This window comes from Methylophaga sp. UBA2012 (genome assembly GCF_002335235.1).
In the GTDB taxonomy this organism is placed as follows: Bacteria; Pseudomonadota; Gammaproteobacteria; order Nitrosococcales; family Methylophagaceae; genus Methylophaga; species Methylophaga thalassica.
The window spans coordinates 186,693-203,031 of the sequence record NZ_DDCG01000002.1; the positions used below are offsets into that span (position 1 = coordinate 186,693).

A 16,339-nucleotide genomic window follows, 5' to 3' on the forward strand; every position below is an offset into this window, starting at 1 on the left:
TGCCATCATCATGATGGCAAAGCTTTTTTGCTATAAGGGTGTCACTTATTATGCTTATTCCTATTAAAGGTCTGTTGAGTTCAGAGGAAGCTGAAAAATGTCGGCAGGTGCTGATGCAAGAGGCATGGAATGATGGGCGACAGACGGCGGGGCATGTCGCCATCAATGTGAAAACTAATTTGCAGTTAAGTCGAGACAGTCAGGTTGCTCAGCAGATTGGCGATCTGATTCTTGACCGCTTGGGGGCTCATCCTCAGTTTATGTCTGCCGTGTTACCAGCGAAAGTATTACCGCCCTTGTTTAATCGGTACGAAAGCGGCGGCGCCTATGGCAATCATGTTGATAACGCTTTATTAACACTGCCTAATTCAAGTATTAAATTACGCAGTGATGTGTCTACCACAGTCTTCTTCAGTGAGCCTGAGCAATATGAAGGCGGTGAGCTGGTTATTCAGCATAGCTATGGAGAGGAGCGCGTTAAGCTCGCAGCAGGGGATGCTATTGTCTATCCGGCAAATAGTTTGCACCGTGTTGAACCTGTCACCGAAGGTATCCGCCTGGCCGCTTTTTTCTGGTCGCAAAGTTTAGTGGCAAGCAGTGAACAGAGACAGATGTTGTACGAGCTTGATCAAAGCATCCAGACTTTGATCATGGATCATCCTGAAAGTGAGTCGATCGCCTCGTTAACGCATCTTTATCACAATCTGTTACGTCACTGGTCACAGACATAAAGCTGAATGGAACAATCCCCTATGGCTGAGCAAACCAAGCATATTCTGCAAGCCGCGTTATCGGCTATTCCGGCCAGTATCAGACGTGCGGTTGATTATGAAATCCTGGCAAAAGACTTTATTGCCGATGATATTTGGGCTTATATTCAGGAAGGTGCAGATAAACCCTGTCAGGACCAAATAAACCGCCAGGCATTTGAACGCTGGCAATGGTTGCCTCGTCGATTACAGCCTATTCATCAGGGCAGTGCTGAAAGTCATTTATTAGGTCAGTTACATGCCTATCCGATGTTGCTTGCACCTATTGCTTATCATGGTTTAGTGCATCCGCAGGGCGAGTTGGCGATGGCGCAAGCTGCAGCAGCATTACAAACAGGCTTGGTAGTCAGCTCTTTAGCCAGCAGACGATTGGAAGATATTGCGGAGACGTTTTATGCCACTGCAGCAGAAATGCAGATTGAAGCTGCCCCGTTATGGTTTCAACTGTATTGGCAAGCGGATATTGAGCAAAACAAACAACTGATTGAACGCGCCGTTAAGGCGGGCTATCAAGCTATCGTCTGGACCGTGGATGCCCAATACAAGCGTTCAGAATTTCAATTACCTGAGGGCGTGACCGCTGTTAATTTAGTGTCAGATTCTCAAGAAAAATACACCAGTCATGTGCTGGATAAACACATTGTGTTTCAATCCAGCCTGGCCCAACAAGAAACCGATTGGGCAACGCTGGATTGGATAAAACAACAGACCTCACTGCCTGTGATCGTTAAAGGACTTTTAGCCCCGATTGATGTTTTAACGGCTCAACAAAAAGGCGCTGATGCGGTGGTGATCTCAAATCATGGCAGTCGGGTATTGGTGGATGCGGTCTCCCCCCTAAGTGTTTTGCCAGACATTAAAAAGGCATTAGGTAACGATGCAATGCCACTGATTGTCGACAGTGGTATTCGCTCTGGTAATGATATTGCTAAAGCACTGGCACTAGGCGCTGATGCCGTATTATTGGGACGCCCGCAATTATATGCGCTTGCGGTTGCAGGCAGCCTGGGTGTGGCCCATCTAATACATTTGTATCGTGCCGAGTTAGAAATGACTATGGCACAACTGGGCTGTGATTCTGTTGCTGCGCTTAGCCCTGATTATTTATGGGATGTGCTCCGAAGCAGATGAGTTTGCATACGCTAGCTGAATTAACGGTGTAATGTCAGTCAGTTCAGCGATAGCGAATAATTCACTGAGCTGCTGGCGAATATGTTTTATACGATGGGCTTGTTTACTACGCTGTTGATTCAGTTGTGGTAACAGATCAGTTTGTTTGTCGGCTTCCCGACGACTGATTGGGCTGATATAACATTGAAAGGCATAAAATTGCTTAGCGGTGAGTGCCCGCTGTAGAAACCAATCTTTATCGTGTTGTGCAATAAATTGGTGATCAAACATCCATTGCCATTGATCCTGGCTATTTCCGAATCCATATAGCGCTGTATTGAGCGACTCCCCCTCTTTTGCTTGAAAGTTTTTAACTTGCTCATGAAGTTCTGCCAGGTGAACTTCCATCGATAACCAAAAGTTATCCGATTGCTGATGCGCATTGTTGAGTTCAGTGCAGCCAACGATATAGATGCGTCTTTGGCCTGATTCATCAGCACCTAAAAATAAAGGAATCGATTCTGCTGTGTCGAGAAGGGAAGGTATGAACAAGCGACTTTCATGGCCTTGAAGGAGATCATCCTGATTTTGCTTCAATTGTTGCTGGTTGCTGGCAATAACGTGGTTAAAAAACTGGTCCTGACTCGAGGAACAGTGTTCATGAATACGTTCAAAGCCGAGTTGATAACGATTTTTCCAACGTTTCTTATTCTTAAGTTGATACGGGATGCGTTGCAAACTGACTTTTTTAGTCTGGCTTTGCCAACGAGGGAAGTCCACATAAACCACTTTATCCAGACTTACCTCAATACTGAGTGGCAATGTGACAGATAAACCATGACTTGAAACATCAATGCTGGTGGTTTCCCATTGTTGTTCATTGATATGAATGGCAACTGGGGTGCGAATTTGATAGCGCTGAACCTGACGTTTAATGATATGACTCAACATATAAGGTGTCGGTAAGTCATTTAATTCCCATATAGGAATGTCATAGCATTCGGGTTGAGCTACGATTCCTTTTTGGGCATCAGCAATATACGGTGTAAGTGATTGTTGTAAATCAATCAAACGAATGGCGTATTGTGGGCGATTCAGATTATTGGCTAACTGTTGAGCATAGCCTGGCATCTCTTCTTTTAAAGCACTTATTGAGGTCGTGGACAAGATTTCGTCAATCTGGATCGGACTTCTGAGCATCAGAAACAGCTGTTGATGATTGATTGCGGCACTGTGGAGTAACGCAATGACTTGCTTTTCTGATTTTAATGGCGAGAAACATACCTGTTTTTTACCCATCAAAATCAGTAGTTTTTCTTGTTGTTTTTGATCGGGTGCCGGCAGACTTTCAATCAGCGTGCTCAGGCTGGTTTGCCATTGTTGTGTCTGCCATTCTGCTTCTACACCGCAAAAAATAGCCTGATAATCTGGGTAGTCAGCATGTTGTACTTGCCATAATACCGGGTACGCAAGGTGATTGACCCAAAGGCGTCGATAAAAGGCTTTCTGTAAATTGAGTACCTCATACTCGGTATCAATATGCCGTTGCTTGGCTTGCTGCTCAATGAACCCAGACATCCACTGAGTGAATTCAGTGTCGGTATTTTCCTGGGTCAGGATCAGTGTTGAATAGGCTTCATCGTGCTCCAGCTTTAATATGATGTAGCGCTGAGCAGAGAGGAATGACAGTCGGTGTTTTTCTGATAGTTCACTGAACTCAACACTGACTGAGTCACCCTTGTGCAATGTGTAACTGCGTTTTAACGTGACCCGTATCGCCGTTAAGGAGATATTGACGGTGTGGCCGCTGTATAAAACATCGGCGATACGAAGTTTGACCGGCGTACTGAAGTTGAGTCGTTGTTCTGTGCGGGAGAAATTTTCATCCAATATCAGACGTTGAATGGTTGGTTTATTCGTTTCTACTGATTCTTCGAGTGTATTTGTTTGCTCTAGTTGTTTGATGGTCTTCAATACAGCTTCGTAGACAGCTACTGTGTAGCGCCCCTGAGTGCGATTCATCAGCTGTTTAACCAGCAGATAAGCTCTGTCATCAAGATAGTGGCGACGGCCACCAAACTCGTATGCCTGACACTCACCGCTGACTTTACCTCTTAAATCAATGATTCGCAGACAGTCTTTATTTAGACGCTGTTTCTCTAATCCTTGCAAAAAGGCTTGGTTTTTTTGCTTGAGATCAGCACTTTCAGCCATGACAGTATTACTGAGGCTGGTATTCGGCAGGGGTTTTTGCCTGAATGCTTAAGGCATGAATTTTTGACTTCATCAGTGTATCCACGTGTTCAAAAACGAGGCGATGACGCTTGATGAGGGATAAGCCAGTAAAAGCGTTACTGACAATCAGCAGGTTATAGTGACCACCACCCGTGTTGCCGGCATGCCCTGCGTGTTTATCACTGTCATCCTCAATTTCAATGACTTCAGGGGAGAGTGCTTGCAGTGCATTTTTAATTTCGTCAATGGTGCTCATGGTAAGACTTTTTTAAAGGGTTTAACGGTGACTTTAGCGTAGACCTCGGCATCAATATAGGGATCATCTGACGCCCATATTTGTGCTTGTTCCAGACTATCAAACTCAGCCACGACCAGACTGCCGCTAAAGCCAGCATCGCCGGGTGTTTCACTGTCAACAGCAGGATGAGGACCTGCCAGAACTAAACGCCCTTGATCCTGTAAAGCCTGAAGACGTTCTAAATGAGCAGGTCTGGCAGCAAGACGTTTGCTCAGACTGTCTGGATGATCTTCGCTGATAATGGCGTATAACATAGTTTCACAATTCCTATTTTTTCACTTCTACAGCATGTTTTGCCAGGTAAATTGACTGCGCCACAACAAAAACAACGGTCAGCCCCAGCATGCCGAATAATTTGAAGTTGACCCAGGTGGCTTCATCAAAATTGAAAGCGACATAAAGGTTAACCAAGCCGGATAAGACAAAAAATGCGACCCAAGCCAGATTTAAACGAGTCCATATTTTGGGAGGGAGTTGAATATGATCCGCCATCATTCGTTCTAAAAGGGATTTATCCGTGAACAGATAAGCGCCAATAAAGACTAATGCGAATAACCAGTTGACCGCTGTCGGTTTCCACTTAATAAAATCTGGATTGTGTAACCACAATGTCAGCCCACCCAATACCAAAACTAAGGCCAGGGTAATTAAATGCGCACGTTCCACTTTTCTGAACAGCAACCAGGTAATACACACCTGTAATAAGCTCACCACAATCATGACTGCTGTGGCGACATAAATGCCTTCTAATTGGTAGGTAACACCATTAAATGTGTAGTCTCCGCCGCCAAACTTATAAGCCACAAAAAATAATACGATGGGGAGGAAATCGAAGAATAATTTCAATTCATTTTTTCACATCAAGCAGGATGACTGCATTCTATCGTAAAATAGGACTTATGACTCAGTTTGACTTACATACTCATTCCACTGCCTCTGATGGCTCGCTGTCGCCCGAAACCTTAGTGGCTCGCGCTAAACAACAGGGCGTCACGCACCTTGCGTTGACCGACCATGATGGAACAGAGGGCATAAGACAGGCGATGGCAGAGGCTCAGTTGCAGGATGTAGTTTTGATTCCCGGCGTGGAAATTTCCGTCAGCTGGCATGGTGCCACAGTGCATATCGTGGGACTGCAGATCGATATCGATAATGAAGTTTTGCAACAAGGTTTATCAGCATTACGAGATTATCGCCGTCAGCGTGCGATAGATATTGCGACTCGATTAGATAAAGCCGGCATTCCTGGTGCTTATGAAGGCGCGAGCCAGTATGCCTCTGAGACGATGCTTGGCCGGGTGCATTTTGCCCGCTTTTTAGTCGAAAAGGGCTACGCAAAAGATATGAAAGATGTCTTTAAGCGTTTTCTGGTTCGTAATAAACCGGGTTATGTCACGGGTCATTGGGCTAGCCTTGAAGATACCGTCAACTGGATTATCGGCGCGGGCGGGCAGGCCGTTATTGCTCATCCGGCACGTTACAAAATGACCGCAACAAAACGCCGGAAACTGGTGGCAGAATTCAAAGCATTGGGTGGTTCCGGAATCGAGGTTGCCTCTGGTGCGCAGCATCCAGAGGAAGTCAGAACAATGGCAAGGTTGGCAACTGAATTTGATTTGTTAGCTTCAGCAGGTTCAGACTTCCATAGCCCGGATAATAGCTATACTGAACTAGGTAAAATGACGGCGTTGCCGCCAAATGTGACACCCATCTGGTCGACATGGGTGAATTGAGCCCTCAATCTTTAGAAGTGTGATTTTATATGAGCCAGTTTTTTCAAATACATCCAGACAACCCTCAGGTAAGACTGATCAAACAGGCTTGCGAAATTATTCGGCGTGGTGGGCTGATTGTGTATCCAACGGATTCAGGCTATGCATTGGGCTGTCAGATTGGTGATAACGATGCAATGGAACGTCTGCGTCGAATCCGTCAGTTAGATGCCGATCATAACTTCACCTTGGTGTGTCGTGATTTATCAGAACTCTCGACCTATGCGAAATTCAATAATGCGGTGTTTCGTTTATTAAAAGCCTATACGCCAGGGCCATATACCTTTGTATTACCGGCGACCAAAGAAGTGCCTCGTAAGTTACAGCACCCCAAACGTAAAACCATTGGTTTACGCATTCCGGAACACACGATTGCGTTGGCACTGCTGGAAGAACTGAATGAACCGCTCATGAGTTCAACCCTGATTTTGCCGGGTGATGATATGCCCATGACCGATGCGGATGATATCGTCGATGCCATTGGTAAGCAGGTGGATTTAATTATTGATGGCGGTGCCTGCGGTGCCGAGCCAACCACCGTGGTTGAATTTGTCGATGACTTACCTGAAGTCACCCGACATGGTATGGGAGATACAACCCCATTCGAGAGTTAAGCACATGTGGGTAACGCTTATTCTCTTATTGATCTTTTTTGCTGTCTGTCTATCTCAGTCACGCGCTGACTGGGGTGGTATACATGTGAATTGGCTGGATGGTCTTACCCGTATTCTTTGTAAAGTGTTACATCGCCATCCCGGTCTGGTTTTACCCTTGCCTGAACACGGTCCTGCGATTGTTGCTGCTAATCATGTTTCTGGCCTTGATCCCCTATTATTAATTGCGGCTAGTCGTCGACCATTACGGTTTTTAATTGCGGCTGAAGAATATCATCGGCCTGTACTTCACTGGATTTTCAAAGCCGCTGGTTGTATTCCTGTTGATCGTCAAGGCCGGGCTGAACAAGCACTTCGTGCAGCGAGACGGGCTTTGGAACAGGGAGAAATCATCGCCTTATTTCCTCATGGCAAAATTCATTTAGATACCGACCTACCAAGACCAATAAAAGCAGGTGTCATTCGCTTGGCAATATGGACAAAAACGCCAATTTATCCGGTGCGATTGGATGGGATTGCAGCGCAAGGACAGGTGTTACTCGCGCCCTTTGTTCCCAGCCCTGTTCAGATCCGTGTTGGCAAACCTTTATCACCTTTGCAGGAAATCGATGAGCTTAAAGCTCAATTAACAAGCTATATCGAAACGTTGCAAAAACATCCGCATTAGCTCTCTTGATTTTTATCGAGGCTTACCCCATTTCTGTATTAACTTACTTTTTCAGGGGAAATACCTCGTATGCAAATAGATAAATTAACCAGTAAATTCCAGGAAGCGCTCGCGGCTGCCCAAAGTATGGCAGTGGGGCAAGATCATCAGTTCATCGAACCCGTGCATTTAATGCTGGCTTTACTGCAACAACAAAATGGCAGTGTGAAACCTATTCTGGCTCAGAGTGGTGTTAATGTTGCGGCTTATCAAGCTGATTTAGACCAGCAGTTATCACGACTGGCTGAGGTTGAAGGTGGTAATGGTGATATCCATGTTTCACAAGATTTAAGCCGATTATTGAATCAAACGGATAAGCTGGCACAGCAACGTCAGGATCAATATATTTCCAGTGAACTGTTTGTATTGGCGCTGGCTGAAGATAAAAACCTGCATGGTGAATTACTTCGCAAACATGGCGGTAACAAAACAGCGATTAATGCCGCTATTGATAAAATTCGTGGAGGGGAGCGAGTGACCGATCAAAACGCAGAAGAGCAACGTCAGGCTCTGGAAAAATACACGATTGATCTAACAGCAAGAGCTGAATCGGGCAAATTAGACCCGGTGATTGGTCGTGATGATGAAATTCGTCGCACTATTCAGGTCTTGCAGCGTCGTACCAAAAATAATCCTGTCCTTATCGGTGAACCCGGGGTGGGTAAAACCGCGATTGTTGAAGGATTGGCACAGCGTATCGTCAATGGCGAAGTACCGGATGGTATGAAAAACAAACGGGTTTTAGCATTGGACATGGGCTCGTTGATTGCCGGTGCCAAATTCCGTGGTGAGTTTGAAGAACGCTTGAAGGCGGTTTTGAATGATCTATCGAAACAAGAAGGTCAGATCATTCTGTTTATCGATGAAATTCATACCATGGTTGGTGCCGGTAAGGCTGAAGGCGCAATGGATGCCGGAAATATGCTCAAACCTGCGCTGGCACGTGGTGAGCTTCATTGTATCGGTGCCACAACCTTAAATGAGTATCGCCAATATGTAGAAAAAGATGCTGCGCTGGAACGTCGTTTCCAAAAAGTGATTGTCGGCGAGCCTACGGTGGAATCGACGATTGCGATCTTACGTGGTCTGGCAGAGCGTTATGAAGTGCATCATGGGGTGGATATTACGGATCCGGCGATTGTTGCCGCAGCGACGTTGTCTAACCGTTACATCACAGACAGAAAACTGCCTGATAAAGCGATTGATCTTATCGATGAAGCAGCGAGTCGTATTCGTATGGAAATTGACTCCAAGCCAGAGGTACTGGATCGGCTTGAGCGTCGTTTGATTCAATTAAAAATTGAACGCATGGCACTGAAAAAACAAAGTGATGATGCTTCCAAAAAACGGCTTGAAACGCTCGAAACTGAGATGAAAAAACTGGCCAGAGAATATACCGATCTGGAAGAGGTCTGGAAGTCTGAGAAAGCGTCGTTACATGGCAGTCAGCACGTGAAAGAAGAGCTGGAAAAAGCGCGACTGGAACTGGATGCTGCCAATCGTAGTGCCGATTATGAAAAAATGGCCAAACTACAGTATGGACGTATTCCAGAGCTGGAAAAGCAGTTGAAACTGGCAACAGAAGCCGAAATGCAGGAATTCACTTTACTGCGTAATAAAGTCGGTGAAGAAGAAATTGCTGAAGTCGTCTCTAAATGGACGGGTATTCCTGTATCAAAAATGCTGGAAGGCGAACGTGACAAATTGTTGAAAATGGACGACGCCTTACACGAAACCGTGATTGGTCAGGATGAAGCGGTCACTTCAGTCGCTAATGCGATTCGTCGTAGTCGGGCAGGTCTGTCTGATCCCCATCGTCCTAATGGATCATTCTTGTTTTTAGGGCCAACCGGGGTAGGTAAAACGGAGTTGTGTAAATCTCTGGCTAACTTTTTGTTTGATACACAGGATGCGATGATTCGCATTGATATGTCAGAGTTTATGGAAAAACACTCGGTTGCACGTCTGGTAGGCGCGCCTCCTGGCTATGTGGGTTATGAGGAAGGTGGCTACCTGACAGAAGCCGTCAGACGCAAACCTTATTCAGTGATCTTATTAGACGAAGTGGAAAAAGCTCATCCGGATGTCTTTAATATTCTGCTTCAGGTACTGGATGATGGCCGTTTGACGGATGGACAAGGGCGTACTGTGGATTTCCGTAATACGGTGATTGTGATGACTTCGAACCTGGGGTCGAGTGTTATTCAGGAAATGGCGGGTGAAGAAAATTATGACGCGATGAAAGCCGCGGTGATGGAGATTGTGTCACAGCATTTTCGTCCGGAGTTTATTAACCGTGTGGATGATGTGGTGGTGTTCCATCCATTACAACAAGCACAAATCCGTGCGATTGCCGAGATTCAGTTATCACATCTGCGAGCAAGATTAGCAGAGCGAGATATGAAACTGATGTTATCCGATGAGGCATTGGACTTGATTGCCTCGGAAGGCTTTGACCCTGTGTATGGGGCAAGACCGCTGAAACGGGTGATTCAGCATGAGATTGAAAATCCACTGGCGCAGGATTTATTGTCAGGTAAGTTTTCTGCTGGTGACACTGTCAACATTGAAGTTGAAGCGGATAAGCTGGTTTTCAAAGAGCTCAAACTTCACTAAAACCTGGGAAAAAAAGAAGGGAGAAAACCGTAGTTTATCTCCCTTCACCAAGGGTTAATCTACCAGGCTTTGTAGGGTAAAAATTTACCATTCATTGTCACGACAACACGATCACCTTTGGGGTCGTGTTCTCGTTCTACAGACATATTAAAATCAATGGCACTCATAATGCCATCACCAAACTTTTCCTGAATGACTTCTTTCAGGGTGGGGCCATATACCCCAACAATTTCATAAAGACGATAAATCAACGGATCTTTAGGCACACTCTCATCCCAATTTTTGATTGGGTAGGCCTCAAGAGCTGTTTTGACTTCTGCTGGTAACTCCAGAAGTTCGCATAAAGCACGTGCTTTTTCTGCTGGCATGCTATTCATTCCCAGACAAGCTGAGGTGGTCCAGACTGTAGACATGCCAATGACTTCGGCAATCTTTTCCCATTGTAACTGCTTATTTTCTTTTGCCACCATTATGGCTTGTGTCATTTCCAGCTTATTCATCATGTTCCTCGCGTTTTTTTAAGTTAATTCATGTTCGTTAGGTATAGGTAAAGATTAATTTGCCACCACTTTGTCACCGGGCTTAATTACACGGCTACGGGTTGGGCCTGGCTTTAGATGCGTGGCATACAGCACCATGCCAGTTAACAGCAGACCGCCAACTAAATTGCCTAAAATAACGGGGATTTCATTCCAGATTAACCAGTCAGCAATGGTGATAGGAGCCCCCATCATCATGCCCAATGGGAATAAATACATATTCACGACAGCATGCTCAAACACCAGACCGAAGAAGATAAGAATAGGCATCCACATCGCGATTACCTTACCGATCACATCTTTTGATAGCATGGCGCCGACTACACCGACAGACACCATCCAGTTACATAAAATGCCTTTAACAAATACTGTTAACCAACCTGCGGCTCCATGCTCAGCAAAACCGAGGGTTCTGGCTTCAGCTGCTTTGGCAATGGCTTGTCCAGCCGCACCGGGCTCCGTGGTAAATGCAAAAGTCCAGGCAATGCCGATCAACACTGCTGTTGTTAAAGCGCCTAGTAAATTACCCAAAGCAACCAGTCCCCAGTTTTTTAGTAAGCCATTGAATGTTGCCCCTGGCCGTTTATCAAATAAGGCCAGAGGCACCAGAGCAAATACACCGGTTAATAAATCAAAGCCCAATAAATTGAGAATACAAAACCCGACGGGGAATATTAAGGCGCCAACAATCGGAATACCGGTTTGGACAGCAGCGGTGACGGCGAGAGCGACAGCAATAGCTAGAATGGCGCCGGCCATAAAAGAACGGATTAACACGTCACGTGTTGCCATGAATAATTTCGACTCACCTGCATCTACCATTGTTTTTACAAACTCATTAGGGCTTATATACGACATAACCGCTATTTCTCCACACAATCACGATGATAAAAAGATAAGACTAAATTGGCATTTATTATGCCAATTTTAAAATTAATTATGTATCAATGGGTTATTGATTTTCTTGGGAGCGAGGGTGATACGTTTTTGCACCATATTGAATGTTTTGATCCTGCATGGTGCAAGAAGACATCCAGTCGTGATGCCGTTTAATGTGTTCCGGATAACAAGTCTTGTTGAGGTTTGCCGATATAAAAACCTTGTGCAAAGTCGACGCCGTAGTTCTGCAGGATAGTAAGAATGGCTTCGTTTTCGACAAATTCAGCAATGGTCTTACGCCCTAAGCCTTTGGCGACATCTATCAGTGCCTTAACAAACAGCTGATCATCCGCATTGATATCCAGATTTTTGATGAAAATACCATCAATCTTGATAATGTCGATGGGTAATTCACGCATATAGTTGAATGAAGCAAAACCAACACCAAAATCATCCAATGAAAAACGACAGCCCAGCGCTTTTATTGCTGTCATCATCAGTTTTGCCTGATACAGATTGGCAACCGCAACAGTTTCAGTGACCTCGAAAATCAAGGCACTAGGATCGACATCAAAGCGCTTAATTAATTTTTTAAGGTATGGCAATAAAACGGGTGTATCAACAACCGCGCCGGACAGGTTGATAGCAAACTCTACTTTTGAGCCTTGTTTCTGTAATTCACCTAATTTTTTTATGCTGTGGTGCAGTACGTAATGATCGATACTTTGGATTAGTCCAACTTCTTCAGCAATCTCGATAAACTTACCTGGTAAGGTGATTTCCTGGGTTTCAGGATTTCGCATTCTGACCAACACTTCATAGTGCTGGATTTCATTATTACTCAGGTTAAGAATGGGTTGGAAATATAAAACAAATAGATGATTCTCCAAGGCTTCTTCGATTTTCTGTTTCCAGTAAACCCTTTTTTGTAGCTGTTCACGGCTTTGATCATCGAGCGAAAAGATATGATAACGACCTTTGCCGTTAGCTTTAGCCCGATACATCGCTAAATCCGCAAACCCCATCAGCTCGTTGGTTGTGGCATCTTGTAGAGGATAATTGACGATACCTACGCTGGCGGAGATTGTATGACGCACAGATGCATAGTTCAGATGAATGGTTGAAAGCTCAGCCAGTATCTTTTCCGAGAGTGTAATCGCACCGGCCTCGTCACTTTCTGGCATGATGACGGCGAACTCATCACCACTTAAACGTGCAACAAAGTCAGTAAAACGGGTGATTCTATTGAGCGCTTTTGCAACTAGCTTGAGTGCTTCATCACCAGCTCGGTGACCGCTGGTATCATTAATATCTTTAAAGCGGTCGAGATCCAATAACAAAAGTGTGCTGTTGTGCTGATAACGAATCGCCGTTTGCAATGATTTTTCAAACTCTTCAGTAAATTTTCTTCTATTACATAAATCGGTTAGAGGATCATGTTCAGCCATCCACACGATACGCTTTTCTGCTGCTCGAGTTTGAGTGTTATCCAGTCCTACTGAGAGGATCATGGTTTCTTCATTATTCCTTTCTACGCGTGAATGAAACCAGGAAATTTGTTTTAAGCTACCTGCTTTATCAACAAGTTCGGCTTCTTGCTGGGCAATCTGAATATTACCAATTAACAGTTCTTTCAGAATGTTATTAGTTTCAGACCAATGACCAGGAGGGAAGAAGCGAGCCACATCCGATCCTTCCACTTCTTCACGACTAAACCCCGTTAACTGCTCACCGTAATGGTTGAACAAGTGAATTACCTGCTTATCATCGGATGTCATTACGATCATCTGTGCCGTATCAACAAGTTGAGTGATGAAGTCGCGTTCGTTTTTTAGTGCTTGATGTGCTCTAAAAACAGCTTTATTACGCTGAGAAACTTTGTCTTCCAGAGCCTCGAGCATCGTTGCCAGATTACATAGCTCCTGTTTCAGGTTGACAATGGCATGATCTGAATTATTTTCATTAACAGACTCGCATTGTTCGCGTGCCTCAATAAATTTTTTACTGGCAACCAAAGGAACGGAGAGGGTGAGTTGACCTATGTCATCGAAGCTCGATTGAATAGAACGAGTGAGGTGACGTGATAGAAATAGGATAAGGAATAAATAACAAACAGAGCTTATTGTCGCTGCAATCCATTTGATATGTGAGACAGTCGGGAAAAGATAAGGTATCAAAAAGAATGCGCTAACAGTGATAACAGCGGATAAAACACTGCCTGCCAGAATGCGGTTTCTGGTGATGATAACCGTGTTTGAATGTGTGGTATCTCTCATAGTGACAGCTTATTCATCATGCGCATCCTTTCAGGCTAGCTATCTGAAACCTTTCGGCACAACCAGTCTAATACAGCAGCCGGTAGCAGTCTCTTACTATATGCAAAAAGATAAGTAGGAAAAGTGACGTAGTAACGCCTTTTGGGTTTTTTTGCCTCTAGTGCATGGATACATTTTTTAACAACGGCATCTGCAGGTAGAGTAAAAGGCGCTGCTGGGCCTTTTTTCTTGAGCCTGGCTTCCATCGCTTGATAGGTTTCCTGATGGGCACTGTTTGTTTTATCAATATGCTGAAGATACTTCGCATAGGCGTTATCACGAAACCGGCTGGTTATCGGGCCAGGTTCAATCAAACTGACATCGATATTCGTGCCATGAAGCTCTATCCTTAGCGTATCGGCCAAGCCTTCTATAGCGAATTTACTGGCGTTGTATGCACCACGGTAAGCCAAGGCAACTAGTCCCAATACCGAGCTGTTATAAATAATGCGTCCATAACCTTGTCGCCGCATATGTGTGATAGCGAGGTTAGTAAGCTGTTGTGTACCAAATACATTCGTTTCAAACTGTTCTTTTAAGGCCGTTCGCGATAAGTCTTCAACAGCACCAGGCTGTCCAAAAGCGGCATTATTAAACAGTCCGTCTAATTGATTATTGAGATAGATTAATGCTTGCTGAAAACCTGTGCTAACGCTGTTTTCATTCGCCAAATCCATGATGATGGTGTAAATACCATGTTGCTCAAGTGATGTTTTATCGCTGTCATTACGGACGGTGGCGACGACTTTATAACCACGCTGATGTAATGTGATTGCAGCACATAAACCAATGCCACTTGAGCAACCTGTGATGAGACATGTTTTCATTTGATTAATTTATCTTTCCTAAACTATTTGTCACTTTATCGGATGTAGGGGTAAATGTTTAAGTATATTGTCCGATATGCTATATATTCCTTTGATACTTAACCCTGGGACACTATGCAGACGCAAGAAATAACGGATATTGATTACCAACGCTTTAAGCGTTTCTTGGAAGATGCCTGCGGCATTCTTCTCGGGGATGGCAAGCAATATCTCATTGTTAGCAGGCTGACACGACTGCTCCGTGATGAAAATATCGCTAGTCTGTCGAATTTAATTTCGGCTGTTGAGCGAGGACAGCCTCATCATCTGCGTGATGCCGTTATTGATGCGATGACTACTAACGAAACCTCGTGGTTTCGTGATGTTCAGCCATTTGAAACATTAGGTCAGGTCATTTTCCCAGAATTAGACAAACTGCGTAGTAGCTCACTCAGAATCTGGTCGGCGGCATGTTCATCCGGTCAGGAACCTTACACTATCAGCATGATGTTAAGTGAGTACTGTCGTAAATTCCCATCTAACAGAATCGCTTCCAGTCAGATTATCGCAACAGATATTTCAAGCTCAATGCTGGTGCAGGCTAAAAAAGCTGAATATGAAGATGTGGCGGTTGGCCGGGGCTTATCCGATCAGCGTCGTCAGCAATTTTTCACTAAACAGGGTGATCGTTGGCGTGTAATAGATGAGGTTAAACAACGGGTTAGTTTCAGACCTCAGAACCTGCTGCAAAGCTTCGGTACATTAGGCAAATTCGATATTATTTTTTGCCGAAATGTACTGATTTATTTTTCTGCTGATCGAAAAAAAGACATTCTGCAACGGATGGCACAATCGTTAAATAAAGGTGGCTATTTATTCCTGGGGGCATCAGAAACGATCAGTGGTTATACCGATGCCTTTGATCTTGTTCGCACACCACATAGTACGGTTTATCGCAAAAAAGATTAGTGCGGATCGTGTTCAATTTTCTTGACCGGTGGGGTCGTTTCAGTTGGAATTGGCTCAACAGGATTGCTCTCAGTCGGTTTTGTTAGTCCCAGCCATGCGCCAACTTTCTGAAAAATCGCTTTCAGTAAGCGCCACAATCTTGGTAAAAGCCAAATCATCAAAACAACAAACACCACCAGTGCAATCAAAAATAATACCGGATGGTGAAGCGCCGTCCATAATCCAGCAATAACTAATAAGTCTTCGCTGATGGATGCTGCCCAGTTTGTAACAGGCTCAGGAGAGGTATTAATCAATAAGCGACTGCCTGCCTTAGTTGCATGGCTGCCGGCGGCCAGTGTGCCTCCTAACAACGCTGCGGTTAGTTCCACTGCCGGGCTGACATCGCCAACCGCGCCTGCAGCTAACATCGCCCCTGCTGGAATTCTGATGAAGGTATGCATGGTATCCCAGCCGGAATCGACGCCCGGAATCTTATCAGCAAAAAATTCAACACAGTACATAAAGCCTGCTGCCGCCATCACCATGGGATCGGTGAGCAACTGGAGTTCATCAGGCAATACAATATTGCCGGTCATGCCCATATAGCCGAGCATAAATATGGTCGCGTAGAGATTGATCCCGCTAGCCCATGCTGCTCCCATACTGAGTGCAATAATATTGACTGCTTCCATTGATTGCTCTCCATTTTGTTATAGTAATGACTTACT

16 protein-coding genes are annotated in these 16,339 nt (G+C 44.7%); 7 read left to right on the forward strand and 9 right to left on the reverse strand.

The window, feature by feature from the left end; translation table 11 throughout:
* The first annotated feature begins 50 nt into the window (after positions 1–50).
* Together B2248_RS02610 and B2248_RS02615 are read left to right on the forward strand one after the other, a co-directional pair.
* Positions 51–731 carry a Fe2+-dependent dioxygenase gene (locus B2248_RS02610; RefSeq protein WP_273178955.1) on the forward strand — a complete coding sequence of 227 codons (681 nt, stop codon included), beginning with the start codon at positions 51–53 and terminating at the stop codon, positions 729–731.
* Between the two features lie 21 nt (positions 732–752).
* Entirely contained in the window at positions 753–1,901 is a 1,149-nt protein-coding gene (locus B2248_RS02615) for an alpha-hydroxy acid oxidase (RefSeq protein WP_273178953.1), read from the forward strand.
* On the opposite strand, the gene B2248_RS02620 is transcribed toward B2248_RS02615, so the two are convergent.
* The 4 genes from B2248_RS02620 to B2248_RS02635 are packed head-to-tail and all read right to left on the reverse strand — an operon-like array spanning position 1,875 to position 5,259.
* Positions 1,875–4,094 carry a PilZ domain-containing protein gene (locus tag B2248_RS02620; protein WP_273178951.1) on the reverse strand — a complete coding sequence of 740 codons (2,220 nt, stop codon included), beginning with the start codon at positions 4,092–4,094 and terminating at the stop codon, positions 1,875–1,877. The genes B2248_RS02615 and B2248_RS02620 overlap by 27 nt on opposite strands.
* Before the next feature lie 7 nt (positions 4,095–4,101).
* Entirely contained in the window at positions 4,102–4,371 is a 270-nt protein-coding gene (locus B2248_RS02625; RefSeq protein WP_273178949.1) for a BolA family protein, read from the reverse strand.
* Complete coding sequence (locus B2248_RS02630; RefSeq protein ID WP_273178947.1) at positions 4,368–4,667, reverse strand: YciI family protein; 300 nt, start codon at positions 4,665–4,667, stop codon at positions 4,368–4,370. The genes B2248_RS02625 and B2248_RS02630 overlap by 4 nt, the downstream gene beginning before the upstream one ends.
* A 13-nt stretch (positions 4,668–4,680) precedes the next feature.
* A complete protein-coding gene (locus tag B2248_RS02635) occupies positions 4,681–5,259 on the reverse strand; it encodes a septation protein A (RefSeq protein WP_273178945.1) in 579 nt (192 codons plus the stop codon).
* 53 nt (positions 5,260–5,312) lie between these two features.
* Here B2248_RS02635 and B2248_RS02640 point away from each other — a divergent pair, with 53 nt between their 5' ends.
* The 4 genes from B2248_RS02640 to clpB all read left to right on the forward strand — a co-directional run bounded on the left by B2248_RS02640 (position 5,313) and on the right by clpB (position 10,121).
* Positions 5,313–6,146 carry a PHP domain-containing protein gene (locus tag B2248_RS02640; RefSeq protein WP_273178943.1) on the forward strand — a complete coding sequence of 278 codons (834 nt, stop codon included), beginning with the start codon at positions 5,313–5,315 and terminating at the stop codon, positions 6,144–6,146.
* A 29-nt stretch (positions 6,147–6,175) separates the two neighbouring features.
* On the forward strand, positions 6,176–6,799 hold the full coding sequence (locus B2248_RS02645) for an L-threonylcarbamoyladenylate synthase (protein ID WP_273178941.1): 624 nt from the start codon (positions 6,176–6,178) through the stop codon (positions 6,797–6,799).
* 4 nt (positions 6,800–6,803) lie between these two features.
* Positions 6,804–7,466 (forward strand): lysophospholipid acyltransferase family protein, encoded by a 663-nt coding sequence (locus B2248_RS02650; RefSeq protein ID WP_273178939.1) that lies wholly within the window; start codon positions 6,804–6,806, stop codon positions 7,464–7,466.
* A gap of 69 nt (positions 7,467–7,535) precedes the next feature.
* Positions 7,536–10,121 (forward strand): ATP-dependent chaperone ClpB, encoded by a 2,586-nt coding sequence (gene clpB / locus B2248_RS02655; protein ID WP_273178937.1) that lies wholly within the window; start codon positions 7,536–7,538, stop codon positions 10,119–10,121.
* Between the two features lie 59 nt (positions 10,122–10,180).
* On the opposite strand, the gene cynS is transcribed toward clpB, so the two are convergent.
* The 4 genes from cynS to B2248_RS02675 form a co-directional block, all read right to left on the reverse strand.
* On the reverse strand, positions 10,181–10,621 hold the full coding sequence (gene cynS / locus B2248_RS02660; protein WP_007144563.1) for a cyanase: 441 nt from the start codon (positions 10,619–10,621) through the stop codon (positions 10,181–10,183).
* Between the two features lie 54 nt (positions 10,622–10,675).
* Positions 10,676–11,518: a formate/nitrite transporter family protein gene (locus B2248_RS02665; RefSeq protein ID WP_273178934.1), complete on the reverse strand. Its 843-nt coding sequence runs from the start codon at positions 11,516–11,518 to the stop codon at positions 10,676–10,678.
* Between the two features lie 191 nt (positions 11,519–11,709).
* Positions 11,710–13,815: a putative bifunctional diguanylate cyclase/phosphodiesterase gene (locus B2248_RS02670; protein WP_273178932.1), complete on the reverse strand. Its 2,106-nt coding sequence runs from the start codon at positions 13,813–13,815 to the stop codon at positions 11,710–11,712.
* Positions 13,816–13,850: 35 nt separating this feature from the next.
* Complete coding sequence (locus B2248_RS02675) at positions 13,851–14,681, reverse strand: SDR family NAD(P)-dependent oxidoreductase (protein ID WP_273178930.1); 831 nt, start codon at positions 14,679–14,681, stop codon at positions 13,851–13,853.
* A 114-nt stretch (positions 14,682–14,795) separates the two neighbouring features.
* Here B2248_RS02675 and B2248_RS02680 point away from each other — a divergent pair, with 114 nt between their 5' ends.
* Positions 14,796–15,629 carry a CheR family methyltransferase gene (locus tag B2248_RS02680; protein ID WP_273178928.1) on the forward strand — a complete coding sequence of 278 codons (834 nt, stop codon included), beginning with the start codon at positions 14,796–14,798 and terminating at the stop codon, positions 15,627–15,629.
* On the opposite strand, the gene B2248_RS02685 is transcribed toward B2248_RS02680, so the two are convergent.
* Positions 15,626–16,303, reverse strand: coding sequence for a DUF4126 domain-containing protein (locus tag B2248_RS02685; RefSeq protein ID WP_273178926.1), 678 nt, complete (start codon positions 16,301–16,303; stop codon positions 15,626–15,628). The genes B2248_RS02680 and B2248_RS02685 overlap by 4 nt on opposite strands.
* Between the last annotated feature and the right edge of the window lie 36 nt (positions 16,304–16,339).

What these genes read in the sequence shown, in the direction of transcription:
- B2248_RS02630 (WP_273178947.1), bottom strand. Translation starts at nt 4,667, where the DNA reads ATGTTATACGCCATTATCAGCGAAGATCATCCAGACAGTCTGAGCAAA.
- B2248_RS02620 (WP_273178951.1), bottom strand. Translation starts at nt 4,094, where the DNA reads ATGGCTGAAAGTGCTGATCTCAAGCAAAAAAACCAAGCCTTTTTGCAA.
- clpB (WP_273178937.1), top strand. Translation starts at nt 7,536, where the DNA reads ATGCAAATAGATAAATTAACCAGTAAATTCCAGGAAGCGCTCGCGGCT.
- B2248_RS02640 (WP_273178943.1), top strand. Translation starts at nt 5,313, where the DNA reads ATGACTCAGTTTGACTTACATACTCATTCCACTGCCTCTGATGGCTCG.
- B2248_RS02670 (WP_273178932.1), bottom strand. Translation starts at nt 13,815, where the DNA reads ATGAGAGATACCACACATTCAAACACGGTTATCATCACCAGAAACCGC.
- B2248_RS02675 (WP_273178930.1), bottom strand. Translation starts at nt 14,681, where the DNA reads ATGAAAACATGTCTCATCACAGGTTGCTCAAGTGGCATTGGTTTATGT.
- B2248_RS02665 (WP_273178934.1), bottom strand. Translation starts at nt 11,518, where the DNA reads ATGTCGTATATAAGCCCTAATGAGTTTGTAAAAACAATGGTAGATGCA.
- B2248_RS02625 (WP_273178949.1), bottom strand. Translation starts at nt 4,371, where the DNA reads ATGAGCACCATTGACGAAATTAAAAATGCACTGCAAGCACTCTCCCCT.
- B2248_RS02615 (WP_273178953.1), top strand. Translation starts at nt 753, where the DNA reads ATGGCTGAGCAAACCAAGCATATTCTGCAAGCCGCGTTATCGGCTATT.
- B2248_RS02680 (WP_273178928.1), top strand. Translation starts at nt 14,796, where the DNA reads ATGCAGACGCAAGAAATAACGGATATTGATTACCAACGCTTTAAGCGT.
- B2248_RS02650 (WP_273178939.1), top strand. Translation starts at nt 6,804, where the DNA reads ATGTGGGTAACGCTTATTCTCTTATTGATCTTTTTTGCTGTCTGTCTA.
- cynS (WP_007144563.1), bottom strand. Translation starts at nt 10,621, where the DNA reads ATGAATAAGCTGGAAATGACACAAGCCATAATGGTGGCAAAAGAAAAT.
- B2248_RS02645 (WP_273178941.1), top strand. Translation starts at nt 6,176, where the DNA reads ATGAGCCAGTTTTTTCAAATACATCCAGACAACCCTCAGGTAAGACTG.
- B2248_RS02610 (WP_273178955.1), top strand. Translation starts at nt 51, where the DNA reads ATGCTTATTCCTATTAAAGGTCTGTTGAGTTCAGAGGAAGCTGAAAAA.
- B2248_RS02685 (WP_273178926.1), bottom strand. Translation starts at nt 16,303, where the DNA reads ATGGAAGCAGTCAATATTATTGCACTCAGTATGGGAGCAGCATGGGCT.